This window comes from Streptococcus oralis (assembly GCF_026782125.1).
Classification (GTDB): domain Bacteria; phylum Bacillota; class Bacilli; order Lactobacillales; family Streptococcaceae; genus Streptococcus; species Streptococcus oralis_CE.
The window spans coordinates 361,406-377,207 of record NZ_JAKUVY010000005.1; the positions used below are offsets into that span (position 1 = coordinate 361,406).

Annotated in this window: 15 protein-coding genes; 12 read left to right on the forward strand and 3 right to left on the reverse strand. The window is 39.9% G+C overall.

The window, feature by feature from the left end:
- Positions 1–3: 3 nt before the first annotated feature.
- The 8 genes from pfkA to sdbB all read left to right on the forward strand — a co-directional run bounded on the left by pfkA (position 4) and on the right by sdbB (position 8,109).
- Entirely contained in the window at positions 4–1,011 is a 1,008-nt protein-coding gene (gene pfkA, locus MK385_RS06595) for a 6-phosphofructokinase (RefSeq protein ID WP_268725613.1), read from the forward strand.
- 66 nt (positions 1,012–1,077) lie between these two features.
- Positions 1,078–2,583 carry a pyruvate kinase gene (gene pyk, locus MK385_RS06600; protein ID WP_268725614.1) on the forward strand — a complete coding sequence of 502 codons (1,506 nt, stop codon included), beginning with the start codon at positions 1,078–1,080 and terminating at the stop codon, positions 2,581–2,583.
- Positions 2,584–2,743: 160 nt separating this feature from the next.
- A complete protein-coding gene (locus MK385_RS06605) occupies positions 2,744–4,003 on the forward strand; it encodes a UDP-N-acetylglucosamine 1-carboxyvinyltransferase (RefSeq protein WP_001227109.1) in 1,260 nt (419 codons plus the stop codon).
- A 15-nt stretch (positions 4,004–4,018) separates the two neighbouring features.
- The gene (locus tag MK385_RS06610) at positions 4,019–4,570 is read left to right on the forward strand and encodes a GNAT family N-acetyltransferase (RefSeq protein ID WP_268725615.1); all 552 of its coding nucleotides are present in this window, start codon (positions 4,019–4,021) and stop codon (positions 4,568–4,570) included.
- Complete coding sequence (spxR, locus tag MK385_RS06615; RefSeq protein ID WP_000033809.1) at positions 4,563–5,840, forward strand: CBS-HotDog domain-containing transcription factor SpxR; 1,278 nt, start codon at positions 4,563–4,565, stop codon at positions 5,838–5,840. Before MK385_RS06610 ends, spxR begins: the two co-directional genes overlap by 8 nt.
- 15 nt (positions 5,841–5,855) lie before the next feature.
- Positions 5,856–6,716, forward strand: a complete 861-nt coding sequence (locus tag MK385_RS06620) for a methionyl aminopeptidase (protein WP_000631558.1) — start codon at positions 5,856–5,858, stop codon at positions 6,714–6,716.
- A gap of 128 nt (positions 6,717–6,844) precedes the next feature.
- Entirely contained in the window at positions 6,845–7,552 is a 708-nt protein-coding gene (gene ccdA2 / locus MK385_RS06625) for a thiol-disulfide oxidoreductase-associated membrane protein CcdA2 (protein ID WP_268725616.1), read from the forward strand.
- Positions 7,553–7,563: 11 nt separating this feature from the next.
- Complete coding sequence (sdbB, locus tag MK385_RS06630; RefSeq protein WP_268725617.1) at positions 7,564–8,109, forward strand: thiol-disulfide oxidoreductase-associated lipoprotein SdbB; 546 nt, start codon at positions 7,564–7,566, stop codon at positions 8,107–8,109.
- A 30-nt stretch (positions 8,110–8,139) separates the two neighbouring features.
- Here sdbB and pbp3 read toward each other — a convergent pair whose 3' ends face one another.
- Positions 8,140–9,381: a D-alanyl-D-alanine carboxypeptidase PBP3 gene (gene pbp3 / locus MK385_RS06635; RefSeq protein WP_268725618.1), complete on the reverse strand. Its 1,242-nt coding sequence runs from the start codon at positions 9,379–9,381 to the stop codon at positions 8,140–8,142.
- A 104-nt stretch (positions 9,382–9,485) separates the two neighbouring features.
- Between pbp3 and MK385_RS06640 the strand changes: the two genes are divergently transcribed.
- The 4 genes from MK385_RS06640 (at position 9,486) to ffh (ending at position 14,087) form a co-directional block, all read left to right on the forward strand.
- Positions 9,486–10,595 carry an AI-2E family transporter gene (locus MK385_RS06640; RefSeq protein ID WP_042768674.1) on the forward strand — a complete coding sequence of 370 codons (1,110 nt, stop codon included), beginning with the start codon at positions 9,486–9,488 and terminating at the stop codon, positions 10,593–10,595.
- 235 nt (positions 10,596–10,830) lie between these two features.
- On the forward strand, positions 10,831–12,027 hold the full coding sequence (tuf, locus tag MK385_RS06645; RefSeq protein WP_001040720.1) for an elongation factor Tu: 1,197 nt from the start codon (positions 10,831–10,833) through the stop codon (positions 12,025–12,027).
- Between the two features lie 144 nt (positions 12,028–12,171).
- A complete protein-coding gene (locus MK385_RS06650; protein WP_000402068.1) occupies positions 12,172–12,504 on the forward strand; it encodes a putative DNA-binding protein in 333 nt (110 codons plus the stop codon).
- An 11-nt stretch (positions 12,505–12,515) separates the two neighbouring features.
- Complete coding sequence (gene ffh / locus MK385_RS06655) at positions 12,516–14,087, forward strand: signal recognition particle protein (protein WP_268725619.1); 1,572 nt, start codon at positions 12,516–12,518, stop codon at positions 14,085–14,087.
- A 170-nt stretch (positions 14,088–14,257) separates the two neighbouring features.
- Here the strand turns inward: ffh and MK385_RS06660 are convergent, their stop codons facing one another.
- Positions 14,258–15,496 (reverse strand): tyrosine-type recombinase/integrase, encoded by a 1,239-nt coding sequence (locus tag MK385_RS06660; protein ID WP_268725620.1) that lies wholly within the window; start codon positions 15,494–15,496, stop codon positions 14,258–14,260.
- Positions 15,496–15,690: a DUF3173 domain-containing protein gene (locus MK385_RS06665; RefSeq protein ID WP_042768677.1), complete on the reverse strand. Its 195-nt coding sequence runs from the start codon at positions 15,688–15,690 to the stop codon at positions 15,496–15,498. Before MK385_RS06665 ends, MK385_RS06660 begins: the two co-directional genes overlap by 1 nt.
- Positions 15,691–15,802 lie beyond the last annotated feature (112 nt).

A 15,802-nucleotide genomic window follows, 5' to 3' on the forward strand; every position in this document is an offset into this window, starting at 1 on the left:
CAAATGAAACGTATTGCTGTTTTAACCAGTGGTGGAGACGCCCCTGGTATGAATGCTGCCATCCGTGCGGTAGTTCGCCAAGCAATCTCAGAAGGAATGGAAGTTTTTGGTATCTATGATGGATACGCAGGTATGGTTGCCGGTGAAATTTATCCACTTGATGCTGCTTCAGTAGGAGACATCATTTCACGTGGTGGTACTTTCCTTCACTCTGCTCGTTACCCTGAGTTTGCACAACTTGAAGGCCAACTTAAAGGGATTGAGCAATTGAAAAAACACGGTATCGAAGGTGTCGTTGTTATCGGTGGTGATGGTTCTTATCATGGAGCTATGCGCTTGACTGAGCATGGATTCCCTGCTATTGGGCTTCCAGGTACAATCGATAACGATATCGTAGGTACTGACTTCACAATCGGATTTGATACTGCAGTTACTACTGCAATGGATGCAATCGATAAGATTCGTGATACATCATCAAGTCACCGTCGTACTTTCGTTGTTGAAGTAATGGGACGTAACGCTGGTGATATCGCTCTTTGGGCAGGTATCGCAACTGGTGCTGACGAAATCATCATCCCTGAAGAAGGTTTCAAGATGGAAGATATCGTAGCAAGCATCAAAGCTGGTTATGAACACGGTAAAAAACACAACATTATCGTTTTGGCAGAAGGTGTTATGTCGGCAGCTGAATTTGGTCAAAAACTAAAAGAAGCTGGAGATACAAGCGACCTTCGTGTAACTGAACTTGGACACATCCAACGTGGTGGTTCACCAACCGCTCGCGACCGTGTATTGGCATCACGTATGGGTGCACACGCTGTTAAACTCCTTAAAGAGGGAATTGGTGGTGTCGCTGTTGGTATCCGTAACGAAAAAATGGTTGAGAATCCAATTCTTGGTACAGCAGAAGAGGGAGCTTTGTTTAGTCTAACAGCTGATGGTAAGATCGTTGTTAACAACCCTCATAAAGCTGATCTTGAACTTTCTGCTTTGAACAAGAGCTTGTCCTAATCAACTTTCATTAATTTGGTAACATGACCTTAAAAGGTCGAATTATATAAAGGAGTCACAAAAATCATGAACAAACGTGTAAAAATCGTTGCAACTTTAGGTCCTGCGGTTGAAATCCGTGGTGGTAAAAAATTCGGTGAAGACGGATACTGGGGTGAAAAACTTGACGTTGAAGCTTCAGCTCAAAATATTGCTAAATTGATTGAAGCAGGAGCAAACACTTTCCGTTTCAACTTCTCACATGGTGACCACCAAGAACAAGGTGAGCGTATGGCAACTGTTAAACTTGCTGAGAAACTTGCAGGTAAAAAAGTTGGTTTCCTTCTTGATACTAAAGGACCTGAAATCCGTACAGAATTGTTTGAAGGTGACGCAAAAGAGTACTCTTACAAAACTGGTGAAAAAATCCGTGTTGCAACTAAACAAGGAATCAAATCAACTCGTGATGTGATTGCTTTGAACGTTGCTGGTGCTCTTGACATCTACGATGATGTTGAAGTTGGTCGCCAAGTATTGGTTGACGATGGTAAACTTGGTCTTCGTGTTGTTGCTAAAGACGATGCAACTCGTGAATTTGAAGTTGAAGTGGAAAACGACGGAATTATCGCTAAACAAAAAGGAGTTAACATCCCTAACACTAAAATTCCTTTCCCAGCACTTGCTGAACGTGATAACGATGATATCCGTTTCGGTTTGGAACAAGGTATTAACTTCATCGCGATCTCATTCGTACGTACTGCGAAAGACGTGAACGAAGTTCGTGCAATCTGTGAAGAAACTGGAAACGGGCATGTTCAATTGTTCGCGAAAATCGAAAACCAACAAGGTATTGATAACTTGGATGAAATCCTTGAAGTAGCTGATGGTATCATGATTGCCCGTGGTGACATGGGTATTGAAGTACCATTCGAAATGGTTCCAGTTTACCAAAAAATGATTATCACAAAAGTAAATGCAGCTGGTAAAGTCGCTATCACAGCAACAAACATGCTTGAAACTATGACTGAAAAACCACGTGCAACGCGTTCAGAAGTATCAGACGTGTTTAACGCTGTTATCGACGGAACCGACGCTACAATGCTTTCAGGTGAGTCTGCAAATGGTAAATATCCACTTGAGTCAGTTACTACGATGGCAACTATTGACAAAAATGCTCAAACTCTTTTAAAAGAATACGGTCGCTTGTCGTCTGTTAACTTGTCACGTAATTCTAAGACTGAGGTTATGGCTTCAGCTGTTAAGGATGCGACAAACTCTATGAATATCAAGTTGGTGGTTACTCTTACTAAGACAGGTCACACTGCTCGTTTGATTTCTAAATACCGTCCAGATGCTGATATCTTGGCAATCACTTTCGATGAATTGACTCAGCGTGGTTTGATGCTTAACTGGGGAGTTATCCCAGTAACAACTGATCGCCCATCAAACACTGATGATATGTTTGATCTCGCTGAAAGAATTGCAGTTGAGCAAGGTTTGGTAGAATCTGGTGATGATATTGTTATCGTTGCAGGTGTACCACTTGGCGAAGCTGTTCGTACAAACACAATGCGTATCCGTACAGTACGTTAATCTAACACAAAAACCTATCATTTCAAGCTGAAAAGCTTGAGTGATAGGTCTTTTTTTATCAAAATGAGATGGTATTTAGTAAATAGGAATGGGAAAAAACTGAAAATTATGATATAATAGAATGAAAAGACCTTTTTAGTAAATTTTGAAAGAGTATAACATGAGAAAAATTGTCATCAATGGTGGACGTCCATTGCAAGGTGAGATCACCATTAGTGGTGCTAAAAATAGTGTTGTAGCGCTTATTCCAGCTATTATCTTATCAGATGATATTGTCACTTTAGATTGTGTTCCAGATATTTCAGACGTTGCTAGTCTTGTCGAAATCATGGAAATTATGGGGGCGACTGTTAAGCGTTATGAGGATGTCTTGGAGATTGATCCAAGAGGTGTTCAAAACATTCCTATGCCTTATGGCAAGATTAATAGCTTGCGTGCTTCTTATTATTTCTACGGAAGTCTTTTAGGTCGCTTTGGTGAAGCTACAGTTGGACTTCCTGGTGGATGTGATCTGGGGCCTCGTCCGATTGACCTTCACTTAAAAGCCTTTGAAGCCATGGGTGCTAAGGTCAGCTATGAGGGAGATAATATGAATTTATCTGCCCAAGGTAAGGGGCTTCATGGCGCAAGTATTTACATGGATACCGTCAGTGTAGGTGCAACGATTAACACGATGATTGCTGCGGTTAAAGCTAAGGGACGTACTGTCATTGAAAATGCGGCTCGTGAACCGGAAATTATTGATGTCGCTACCCTTTTGAACAATATGGGGGCCCATATTCGTGGTGCAGGAACTGATATTATCATTATTGATGGTGTCGAGAAACTTCATGGAACGCGTCATCAGGTTATTCCAGACCGTATCGAAGCTGGAACCTATATTTCACTTGCTGCAGCGGTAGGAAAAGGAATTCGTATTAACAACGTTCTCTATGAACACTTAGAAGGGTTTATCGCCAAACTAGAGGAAATGGGCGTTCGTATGACGGTCTCAGAAGACAGCATCTTCGTTGAAGAACAGTCCGATTTGAAGGCCATTAATATCAAAACAGCACCCTATCCAGGGTTCGCAACCGATTTGCAACAGCCTATCACGCCACTTTTACTAACTGCCCAAGGTCGTGGAACCATTATTGATACGATTTATGAGAAACGTGTTAATCATGTCTTTGAATTAGCGAAAATGGATGCAGATATTACGACTACAAACGATCACATTATCTACAACGGTGGTCGTAAGTTACACGGGGCAAGTGTAAAAGCTACAGACTTGCGAGCTGGTGCTGCACTTGTCATCGCTGGCTTAATGGCTCAAGGCCAGACTGAAATTACGAATATTGAGTTTATCCTTCGTGGCTACTCAGATATTATTGAAAAATTGCGTAGTCTTGGAGCGGATATTACACTCGTTGAAGACTAAGCCGTTGAGGTGATTATGAATATTTGGACCAAATTAGCAATGTTTTCTTTTTTTGAAACGGAGCGCTTGTATTTGCGTCCTTTCTTTTTTAGTGACAGTCAAGCGTTTTTCGAGATTGCTTCAAACCCTGAGAATTTGCAGTTTATTTTTCCCAGTCAAGCAAGTTTGGAAGAAAGTCAGTACGCCCTTGCTAACTATTTTATGAAGAATCCTCTAGGGGTTTGGGCAATTTGTCTCCAAGGAAATCAGGAAATGATTGGCTCCATTAAATTTGAAAAGATTGATGAAATCAAAAAAGAAGCAGAAATTGGTTACTTCTTAAAAAAAGATTCTTGGTCACAAGGTTATATGACAGAGGCTGTTAGCAAACTCTGTCACCTTTCTTTTGAAGAATTTGGTTTAAAACAATTATCCATCATCACTCATCTGGAGAATCAAGCTAGCCAAAAAGTAGCCTTAAAATCGGGATTTAGTCTCTTCCGACAGTTTAAGGGGAGCGATCGCTATACACGAAAAATGAGGGACTATCTTGAATTTCGTTACGTAAAAGGAGAGTTCAATGAGTAAACACCAGGAAATTTTGTCTTATCTGGAAGAGTTACCAATTGGGAAGAGAGTTAGTGTTCGTAGTATTTCAAATCACCTAGGTGTTAGTGACGGAACAGCCTACCGAGCTATCAAAGAAGCTGAAAATCGTGGCATCGTTGAAACTCGGCCACGTAGTGGAACTATACGAGTCAAGTCCCAGAAAGTGGCTATTGAGAGGCTAACCTATGCTGAAATTGCTGAAGTCACCTCCTCTGAAGTTTTAGCTGGTCAGGAAGGGCTTGAGAGAGAGTTTAGCAAATTCTCCATTGGGGCTATGACAGAGCAAAATATCCTGTCCTATCTCCATGATGGCGGTCTTTTGATCGTAGGTGACCGTACTCGTATTCAACTTTTAGCCTTGGAAAATGAAAATGCAGTCCTTGTAACGGGTGGTTTTCATGTGCAGGACGATGTTCTTGAGTTGGCTAATAAAAAGGGGATTCCAGTTCTAAGAAGTAAACATGACACTTTTACAGTAGCGACCATGATTAACAAAGCCCTCTCAAATGTTCAAATCAAAACCGATATTCTGACAGTCGAAAAGCTCTATCGTCCCAGTCATGAGTATGGTTTTTTGAGAGAAACGGATACAGTCAAAGACTATCTAGATTTGGTCCGTAAGAACAGAAGTAGTCGTTTCCCAGTCATTAATCAGCACCAAGTGGTTGTTGGGGTTGTTACTATGCGTGACGCAGGAGATAAATCCCCCAGCACTACGATTGATAAGGTGATGACACGTAGTATCTTCGTAACTGGCTTAGCGACCAATATTGCCAATGTCAGTCAACGAATGATTGCAGAAGACTTTGAGATGGTTCCTGTTGTCAGAAGCAACCAAACCCTACTCGGTGTCGTAACACGACGAGATGTCATGGAAAAGATGAGTCGTTCTCAGGTTTCAGCTTTGCCGACTTTTTCAGAGCAAATCGGGCAAAAACTCTCTTATCATCATGATGAAGTCGTCATTACTGTTGAGCCCTTCATGCTGGAGAAAAATGGTGTCCTTGCTAATGGAGTCTTGGCTGAAATCCTCAACCATATGACCCAAGACCTCGTTGTCAATAGCGGGCGCAATCTTATCATAGAGCAGATGTTGATTTATTTCTTGCAGGCTGTTCAGATTGATGATACTCTGCGAATTCAGGCTCGCATTATTCATCACACAAGACGCTCAGCTATTATTGATTATGATATTTATCATGGGCATCAGATTGTTTCAAAAGCAAATGTTACGGTTAAAATTAATTAGAATCTAGGAGAAAAAATGATAACTTTAAAATCAGCACGTGAAATCGAAGCCATGGACAAGGCTGGTGATTTCCTAGCAAGTATCCATATTGGCTTACGTGATTTGATTAAGCCAGGCGTGGATATGTGGGAAGTTGAAGAGTACGTTCGTCGACGTTGTAAAGAGGAGAATTTCCTTCCTTTACAGATTGGTGTGGATGGTGCTGTCATGGATTATCCCTATGCCACTTGTTGCTCTCTCAATGACGAAGTAGCTCACGCTTTTCCACGTCATTACATCTTGAAAGATGGCGATTTGCTCAAGGTTGACATGGTACTGGGGGGGCCAATTGCCAAATCCGACCTCAATGTATCTAAACTCAACTTCAACAATGTTGAACAAATGAAAAAATACACCCAAAGTTATACTGGTGGTTTAGCTGACTCATGTTGGGCTTATGCGGTTGGTACACCGTCTGAAGAAGTGAAAAACCTGATGGATGTGACCAAGGAAGCTATGTATAAAGGAATTGAGCAAGCAGTTGTCGGCAATCGTATCGGTGATATTGGTGCAGCCATTCAAGAATACGCTGAAAGTCGCGGTTATGGTGTCGTTCGTGATTTGGTTGGTCATGGTGTTGGTCCAACAATGCATGAAGAGCCAATGGTTCCTAACTACGGTATTGCAGGCCGTGGACTCCGCCTCCGTGAAGGAATGGTACTAACTATTGAACCCATGATTAATACTGGTGACTGGGAAATTGATACAGATATGAAGACTGGCTGGGCTCATAAGACTATAGATGGTGGCCTGTCTTGCCAATATGAACACCAGTTTGTGATTACCAAAGACGGTCCTGTTATCTTGACTAGTCAAGGTGAAGAAGGAACGTATTAAAATGAAAGGAGCTTAGCTCCTTTTTTTGGTGTCAACTTTAGTCAAAATAAATAAGCGTAGCAGACTTCTTACAAATTTATTCTTTTGTAGTAAAATAGGATTAGAATTTTGAGAAAGTAGGTAATTCGTTGGAGTCGATTATATTTCTAGTATCTGTTTTTTTAGCAGGTATCCTGTCCTTCTTTTCACCCTGCATCTTTCCTTTGCTACCTGTCTATGCTGGTATTTTACTGGATGATCTGGGAAATTCGAAAAGCTTTCGCTTTTTTGGAAGAGACGTTGCATGGTCTGGCTTAATTCGGACCTTGTGCTTTATTGCAGGAATCTCCCTCATTTTCTTTATTTTAGGATTTGGAGCTGGATTCCTAGGGCACATGCTCTATGCAGACTGGTTTCGTTATGCTATGGGAATACTCATTATTCTTTTAGGGCTTCACCAGATGGAAATCTTGCATTTCAATAAACTGGAGATTCAAAAGACAGTCACCTTCAAACAATCCAAGTCTAATCACTATCTGTCAGCCTTTTTACTTGGGATAACCTTTAGTTTTGGTTGGACCCCTTGTATCGGACCAGTCTTAAGTTCAGTATTGGCCCTAGCAGCTTCAGGTGGCAGTGGTGCTTGGCAAGGAGCTGTGTTAACATTAGTATACACATTGGGAATGGCCCTTCCTTTCATTGTTTTGGCCTTGGCTTCGGGCTGGATTATGCCTTATTTTAGTAAATTAAAACCCCATATGATTCTACTAAAGAAAATTGGGGGAGCTTTGATTATTTTAATGGGATTGTTATTAATGCTAGGGCAGTTAAATGCCTTGTCAGGAATTCTTGGATAAAAGGAGAAAAAATGAAAAAAGTTATTTTTGCTGGATTGAGCCTCATGTCTCTATTCTTGTTGATTGCCTGTGGTGAAAAAGAAACCAAACAGACAAGCAGTCCAAAACAACCTGCAGTACAACAAATCGCAGTTGGTAAGGATGCGCCAGACTTCACCTTGCAGTCTATGGATGGTAAAGAAGTCAAGTTATCAGACTATAAAGGGAAAAAGGTCTATTTGAAATTCTGGGCTTCTTGGTGCGGACCATGTAAAAAAAGCATGCCTGAGCTGATGGAATTAGCTGCCCAACAAGATCGAGACTTTGAAATCTTGAGTGTCATTGCACCTGGTTTACAAGGTGAAAAAACAGTTCAAGACTTTCCAAAATGGTACCAAGAACAAGGCTACAAGGATATTCCAGTTCTATATGATACGCAAGCAACTACTTTCCAAGCCTACCAAATTCGTAGTATTCCAACGGAATACTTGATTGACAGTCAAGGTAAAATCGGAAAAATCCAATTTGGTGCTATTAGCAACGCTGATGCAGAAGCGGCTTTTAAAGAAATGAAATAAAGAAAAAATCGCGATTGTTCGCGATTTTTTTTATAGTCTTTCATTGATGAAGCGGATAAATTGATTCCACCAAACCTTCAAAAAGAAGGCTTTTTCAACTTTCTTTTCAGAAACCATTTCAAAAGATGGTTTGTCGGAAGTAAGATAACCTTGGCCAATCAAATCCTGATCATTATAGGTTAGAGTACCAACAACCTTTCCTTCTTCTAGTGGAGCCATTTCTGATGTTGATTTCGGTGTGAATTGGAGGGCTGGTGTAGTACCGCTACCGATGCGTTGGACGATGGAAATATCTGACTTAGCGACAGCTGTCACATTATCTTCTTTACCATCAAGAACTGTTACTTTACTATCATTGTATGCTTCACCTTTCTGAACGACGGTTTTTAAGGCAAAGTTTGCAGAAATATAATCTAAAAGTGCAGAAGTTGCGGTAAAACGCGCATAAGGGTTGGTATCTTGCTGATCTGCATTTAAAACAACTGTAATAATACGCATCCCTTTCTCAACAGTTGTTCCAACGAATGAAGCGCCAGCTTTATCAGTAGTACCTGTCTTTAGTCCATCAATACCACCACGATAGGCTGGCATTCCCTCCAACATATAGTTGGTTGAGTGGATTTCAAGTCCTGCAAAGGTAGAAGTTGGTTTTTTGGTGATCTCCAAAACTTGAGGATAATCTCGGATGAGGTTACGAGCGACGATTGCAACATCGTAGGCACTCAACTTGTTTTCATCGTCTTTTTTAGAACCAGGATAGATATTATCGCCAAGGGTCTCATTATTTAAACCAGTTGTGTTTACAATAGTTGCATCTTGAATTCCCCATTCAAGAAGTTTAGCCCTCATTTTGTCTACAAAGTCTTTCTCAGAACCAGCAATCTTTTCTGCTAGCGCAATTGCAGCACTGTTTGCACTGGATACCATTGTAGCCTCTAATAGTTGTTCAACAGTATAATTTCGAGCTTCCATTGGGACGTTACTAGCCTCAGAATTAGTTGTAAGTTTGTAAGGATAGTCCGAAATATCAACAGGTGTTGACAGACTGATAGTCCCTTGTTCCAAGGCTTCATAGACCAAATAAACTGTAACCAGTTTCGTAATAGAAGCAATTTCTACAGGCTGATTTGCATCTTTTTCGTAGAGGATTTTTCCAGTTGTAGCCTCGACAGCAATGGCATGTTTAGCAGCAACATCAAATTCCTGAGCAGAAACAGTAGAAGCTGTTCCAAAAACTAAAAGTGTCATAAAAGATAAAATTATTTTTTTCATATTAGCTTTATTTTATCATAAAGAAAAAAAATATTCTCGCTTTTTTGCTAAAGCCATCTTATCTTTTTCAGAAATATGGTAAAATAGAGAGAAGGAGGATACCTATGTTCCGTAGAAACAAATTATTTTTTTGGACAGCTGAAATTTTATTATTAACACTGATTTTCTATCTTTGGAGAGAAATGGGAGCCATCATTACTCCCTTCGTGACGGTTGTAAATACCATCATGATTCCATTTTTACTTGGTGGATTTTTTTACTACATTACAAATCCAATCGTTACTTTCTTAGAAAAGAGATGTAAGATCAATCGTCTAATTGGTGTCTTGGTCACTCTTTGTGCCTTAATTGGCGTTATCGTTGTAGGAGTCGTTTATCTCTTGCCGATTTTGATTAATCAGTTGACCAGCTTGATTATTTCTAGTCAAAACATCTATAGTAGACTACAAGATTTGATCATCGATTTGTCCATGAATCCAGTCTTCCAAAATATTGATATTCAACAAACTATTCAACAACTGAATCTCTCCTATGTGGATATCCTCCAGAATATCCTTAATAGCGTCAGCAATAGTTTAGGAAGCGTTCTTTCAGCCTTGTTTAGTACAGTTCTAATCCTCATTATGACCCCTGTATTCTTGATTTATTTCTTGTTGGATGGTCATAAGTTGCTACCAATGTTGGAACGTACCGTCTTAAAACATGACAAATTGAATCTTTCTAGTCTTTTAACCAATCTTAATACAACCATAGCACGCTATATCAGTGGAATTGCGATTGATGCGGTTATTATTGGATGTTTAGCCTATATTGGCTATAGCGTTATCGGATTAAAGTACGCCCTTGTTTTTGCTATTTTTTCTGGAATTGCAAATTTGATTCCTTATGTTGGTCCAAGTATTGGCTTGATTCCAATGGTGATTGCGAATGTGTTCACGGATCCTCATCGTATGTTGATTGCGGTTGCTTATATGCTTATTATTCAACAGATTGATGGAAATGTTCTCTATCCACGCATCGTTGGAGGAGTTATGAAAGTGCATCCGATTACGATTTTGGTTCTCCTTTTACTGTCAAGTAATATCTATGGTGTCATAGGGATGGTCGTAGCAGTACCTACTTACTCTATTTTTAAAGAAATTACTAAGTTCCTGGCGAAATTATATGAAAACCATAAAGAAGCTAAGGAACTGGAAAAAACAGAATCAAATTAAAATCAGGGAAACCTGATTTTTTTGATGAAAATACGATCTCCCAAACAAAGTAAGTTTGAATTCATATTGCCATAAAGAAGCAGAAGAACAGGATTTGATAAGATTTAGATTAATTCACAAAATATGTGTAAAACACTTGCAATTTAGCAGAAATTTGATAAAATAGTAAGGAAGGTTAGACTGTATTGCCTACTGTCTATCTATAAAATATATTTTATTGGAGGCTTTTACTCAAATGGCAAAAGAAAAATACGATCGTAGTAAACCACACGTTAACATTGGTACTATCGGACACGTTGACCACGGTAAAACTACTTTGACTGCAGCTATCACAACTGTATTGGCACGTCGCTTGCCTTCAGCAGTTAACCAACCTAAAGACTATGCGTCTATCGATGCTGCTCCAGAAGAACGCGAACGCGGTATCACTATCAACACTGCGCACGTTGAGTACGAAACTGAAAAACGTCACTACGCTCACATCGACGCTCCAGGACACGCGGACTACGTTAAAAACATGATCACTGGTGCTGCTCAAATGGACGGAGCTATCCTTGTAGTAGCTTCAACTGACGGACCAATGCCACAAACTCGTGAGCACATCCTTCTTTCACGTCAGGTTGGTGTTAAACACCTTATCGTCTTCATGAACAAAATCGACTTGGTAGACGACGAAGAATTGCTTGAATTGGTTGAAATGGAAATCCGTGACCTCTTGTCAGAATACGACTTCCCAGGTGACGATCTTCCAGTTATCCAAGGTTCAGCTCTTAAAGCTCTTGAAGGTGACTCTAAATACGAAGATATCATCATGGAATTGATGAACACTGTTGATGAGTACATCCCAGAACCAGAACGTGACACTGAAAAACCATTGCTTCTTCCAGTCGAGGACGTATTCTCAATCACTGGACGTGGTACAGTTGCTTCAGGACGTATCGACCGTGGTACTGTTCGTGTCAACGACGAAATCGAAATCGTTGGTATCAAAGAAGAAACTCAAAAAGCAGTTGTTACTGGTGTTGAAATGTTCCGTAAACAACTTGACGAAGGTCTTGCTGGAGATAACGTAGGTGTCCTTCTTCGTGGTGTTCAACGTGACGAAATCGAACGTGGACAAGTTATCGCTAAACCAGGTTCAATCAACCCACACACTAAATTTAAAGGTGAAGTCTACATCCTTACTAAAGAAGAAGGTGGACGTCACACTCCATTCTTCAACAACTACCGTCCACAATTCTACTTCCGTACTACTGACGTTACAGGTTCAATCGAACTTCCTGCAGGTACTGAAATGGTAATGCCTGGTGATAACGTGACTATCGACGTTGAGTTGATCCACCCAATCGCCGTAGAACAAGGTACTACATTCTCTATCCGTGAGGGTGGACGTACTGTTGGTTCAGGTATGGTTACAGAAATCGAAGCTTAATTCGATTAAGTTCCCAGAAGAACAATTATTTAAGTCAGACACTAAAAGAATCTTGCCTTGCAAGGTTCTTTTTTTCTTCTTCTTACTCTATTTGAAGTGCTTCTACTCTAGCAGTATAATCGTTTTTTTGGTATAATAAAAGTTATGGAAATCGAAAAAACCAATCGTATGAACGCCCTTTTTGAATTTTATGCGGCGCTTTTGACAGACAAGCAGATGAACTATATAGAACTCTATTATGCTGATGATTATAGTCTTGCTGAGATTGCTGAAGAGTTCGGTGTCAGTCGTCAGGCTGTCTATGATAATATCAAGCGGACGGAAAAGATTCTAGAAGATTATGAGATGAAACTGCACATGTATTCGGACTATATTGTCCGTAGTCAGATTTTTGACCAGATCTTGGAGCGTTATCCCAAAGATGACTTTCTGCAGGAGCAGATAGAAGTTTTAACAAGCATTGATAATAGAGAATAAGAGGAAGAAAAATGGCATTTGAAAGTTTAACAGAACGTTTACAGAACGTCTTTAAAAATCTACGTAAAAAAGGAAAAATTTCTGAGACTGATGTCCAAGAAGCAACCAAAGAGATTCGTTTGGCCTTGCTTGAAGCCGACGTTGCCTTGCCTGTTGTAAAGGACTTTATCAAGAAGGTTCGTGAACGTGCAATCGGTCACGAGGTCATTGATACCCTCAATCCTGCCCAACAGATTATCAAAATTGTTGATGAGGAACTGACGGCTGTTTTAGGTTCTAATACTGCTGAGATTATCAAGTCACCAAAAATTCCAACCATTATCATGATGGTCGGTTTGCAGGGGGCTGGTAAAACGACCTTTGCTGGTAAGTTAGCCAACAAACTCAAGAAGGAAGAAAATGCTCGTCCTTTGATGATTGCGGCAGATATTTATCGTCCAGCAGCCATCGATCAGCTGAAAACACTTGGACAACAAATTGATGTTCCTGTCTTTGCACTTGGAACAGAAGTGCCGGCTGTTGAGATTGTTCGTCAAGGTTTGGAGCAAGCGCAAGCCAATCACAACGACTATGTCTTAATCGATACGGCAGGGCGTTTACAAATTGATGAACTTCTCATGAATGAGCTTCGTGATGTTAAAGCACTGGCTCAACCAAATGAAATTCTACTCGTCATTGATGCCATGATTGGTCAGGAAGCGGCTAATGTTGCCCGTGAATTCAATGCTCAGTTGGAAGTAACTGGTGTCATTCTTACCAAGATTGATGGAGATACACGTGGTGGTGCGGCTCTATCTGTTCGTCATATCACTGGTAAACCTATCAAGTTCACTGGTACGGGTGAAAAGATTACAGATATCGAAACCTTCCATCCAGACCGTATGTCAAGCCGTATCCTTGGTATGGGGGATATGCTCACTTTGATTGAGAAAGCTTCTCAGGAATACGATGAGCAAAAGGCACTTGAAATGGCTGAGAAGATGCGTGAAAACACCTTTGATTTTAATGATTTCATCGATCAATTGGATCAGGTTCAAAACATGGGGCCAATGGAAGACTTACTCAAGATGATTCCAGGTATGGCTAACAATCCTGCCCTTCAAAATATGAAGGTGGATGAGCGTCAGATTGCTCGTAAACGAGCCATCGTATCTTCCATGACACCTGAAGAACGTGAAAATCCTGAACTGTTAAATCCAAGTCGTCGCCGTCGTATCGCTGCTGGTTCTGGAAACACCTTTGTCGAAGTCAATAAATTTATCAAGGACTTTAATCAGGCCAAACAGCTCATGCAAGGTGTCATGTCTGGAGATATGAACAAAATGATGAAGCAAATGGGAATCAATCCCAATAACCTTCCTAAAAATATGCCAAATATGGGAGGAATGGATATTTCTGCCCTTGAAGGCATGATGGGACAAGGTGGAATGCCGGATATGTCAGGTCTCGGAGGAGCAGGCATGCCAGATATGAGCCAGATGTTCGGTGGTGGACTCAAAGGTAAAATCGGTGAATTTGCCATGAAACAGTCTATGAAACGTATGGCCAACAAGATGAAAAAAGCTAAGAAAAAACGTAAATAAAAAAGGAAAGCAGAAGTGCTTTCCTAAAAAAGAACTCTGAATCCGATTCAGAGTTCTTTTGTGTTTGATTGGTTTATTCCCACTCAACGGTTGCAGACTCCTTGAGAATCGCTATATAATAGGCTTTTTAAGGAGTTAGTAATTCTTTGGTGGGGTTTTTGGTGGGAATGTTATTTTGAAATTGATTGGTTCCCGTTGAAATGTACTAAGCTAGAAGATGGGAAAGAAACATTAATAATTCCGACCATTTCATTAGTGATAGCTTCATCAGCGCCATCCCATAGATGCGAGTAGTGTTTCAAGGTGATTTCAGGAGAAGAGTGTCCTAAACGTTTTGATAGAATAAGTACATCAGCATTTAATTCATTAATTAGCAGTGATGCATGGCTGTGACGGAGCCCCTTCGCTTGGATAGGCTTTACGTGAGCTATCTTGGCGTACCTTTTAATAATCCTTGAGATTGTAGATTTCAACATAGGTAAGCCATCGTATGAAAAGATAAAATCGTTCTCGTGTCCTAGTCCAATCTTTTTTTGAGCTTCACGCCATTTTTTTAACACATCAATAGTATCTTTATCTAAACTAATCATCCTTTTCCCGTCTTTAGTTTTCGTATAGGAATTACGAGTCCATTCTTTTTTGTTTTTAACAATAAGCATATGATGAACTCGTAGGCGTTGCTTATCAAAGTCAACATCATTCCATTGAAGGGCACAACCTTCATTTACACGTACGCCAGTCATGAAATATACCCAAATCATCACGAAGTTTAAATGTTCATATACATCTTCAATGTAAATTTGCGAAATAACAGCTTCAAATTCGCTCTTAGTCCAATATGGGACATTACTTTTTCCTTTAGGAATTGCATTAGATTGCTTAGAAATGTTTTTTTCCACATATCCCATTTGCAAAGCATAGTCCAATGATTTCCTAAACATGCCAAAGATGAGGCTAGCATATCCTTGTGAATATCCGGCACCATCCTCATCTTGACTAGTCAGTAACCATGTTCGAAACTTCTGGACTTGTTCGAGGGTAATCGAACGAAGTGTAGTGTCACCAAAACGATCACAAAGCTGTAAAAGGTTTTTCTCTCGAACTGAAAATGTGCTGTGCTCAACTGTTGTTCTGTAATATGGAATATAATGTTCTTCCATAAATTGCCGATATTTCATACGGTAGTTAGAATAACCTTGGGATTGATGATATTCATATTTCAGTCGGGTTAATTCCTTATATGCTTCTGCAGCCGAATTAAATGGATTTCCGTGTTGATCTACCCTTGATTTCTTTCGTACACGTTTCCCGGTTACTCTATCTATACCAAATTCGGTTTGAATAAAAAATTTTCCGTTTTTGTCAGTATAGACTCCAGGAAATTTAGTTTTCTGTTGATTTTGTGGCATTATTCCTCCTTGTGAAGTGAAACACCCAGAATTTCTTCAACAGCAATGATAGGGACATGCCCTAAACGTCGATTATTATAAAAGGCATATCCCTTTTGTACCATAATTTGCTTAGCTTGTCTAATAATTGAAACGGCAGTATAGGGATTGTAACCCATTTTAATTAAATCCTCTTTGTTCATTGTTTGTTTCATAATTAATAATCCTCTTGAATTTTCTAAATTTTATTGAGATAATAGAAATGGTAATAGATATTATTACTAGTATATGTTGAGTTTGTTTCTGATACCGACCAAAGTTTAGAAA

Bases quoted from the DNA above. Each gene is read 5' to 3' on its own strand.
- pfkA (WP_268725613.1), top strand. From the start codon at position 4: ATGAAACGTATTGCTGTTTTAACCAGTGGTGGAGACGCCCCTGGTATG.
- pyk (WP_268725614.1), top strand. From the start codon at position 1,078: ATGAACAAACGTGTAAAAATCGTTGCAACTTTAGGTCCTGCGGTTGAA.
- MK385_RS06605 (WP_001227109.1), top strand. From the start codon at position 2,744: ATGAGAAAAATTGTCATCAATGGTGGACGTCCATTGCAAGGTGAGATC.
- MK385_RS06610 (WP_268725615.1), top strand. From the start codon at position 4,019: ATGAATATTTGGACCAAATTAGCAATGTTTTCTTTTTTTGAAACGGAG.
- spxR (WP_000033809.1), top strand. From the start codon at position 4,563: ATGAGTAAACACCAGGAAATTTTGTCTTATCTGGAAGAGTTACCAATT.
- MK385_RS06620 (WP_000631558.1), top strand. From the start codon at position 5,856: ATGATAACTTTAAAATCAGCACGTGAAATCGAAGCCATGGACAAGGCT.
- sdbB (WP_268725617.1), top strand. From the start codon at position 7,564: ATGAAAAAAGTTATTTTTGCTGGATTGAGCCTCATGTCTCTATTCTTG.
- pbp3 (WP_268725618.1), bottom strand. From the start codon at position 9,381: ATGAAAAAAATAATTTTATCTTTTATGACACTTTTAGTTTTTGGAACA.
- MK385_RS06640 (WP_042768674.1), top strand. From the start codon at position 9,486: ATGTTCCGTAGAAACAAATTATTTTTTTGGACAGCTGAAATTTTATTA.
- tuf (WP_001040720.1), top strand. From the start codon at position 10,831: ATGGCAAAAGAAAAATACGATCGTAGTAAACCACACGTTAACATTGGT.
- MK385_RS06650 (WP_000402068.1), top strand. From the start codon at position 12,172: ATGGAAATCGAAAAAACCAATCGTATGAACGCCCTTTTTGAATTTTAT.
- ffh (WP_268725619.1), top strand. From the start codon at position 12,516: ATGGCATTTGAAAGTTTAACAGAACGTTTACAGAACGTCTTTAAAAAT.
- MK385_RS06660 (WP_268725620.1), bottom strand. From the start codon at position 15,496: ATGCCACAAAATCAACAGAAAACTAAATTTCCTGGAGTCTATACTGAC.
- MK385_RS06665 (WP_042768677.1), bottom strand. From the start codon at position 15,690: ATGAAACAAACAATGAACAAAGAGGATTTAATTAAAATGGGTTACAAT.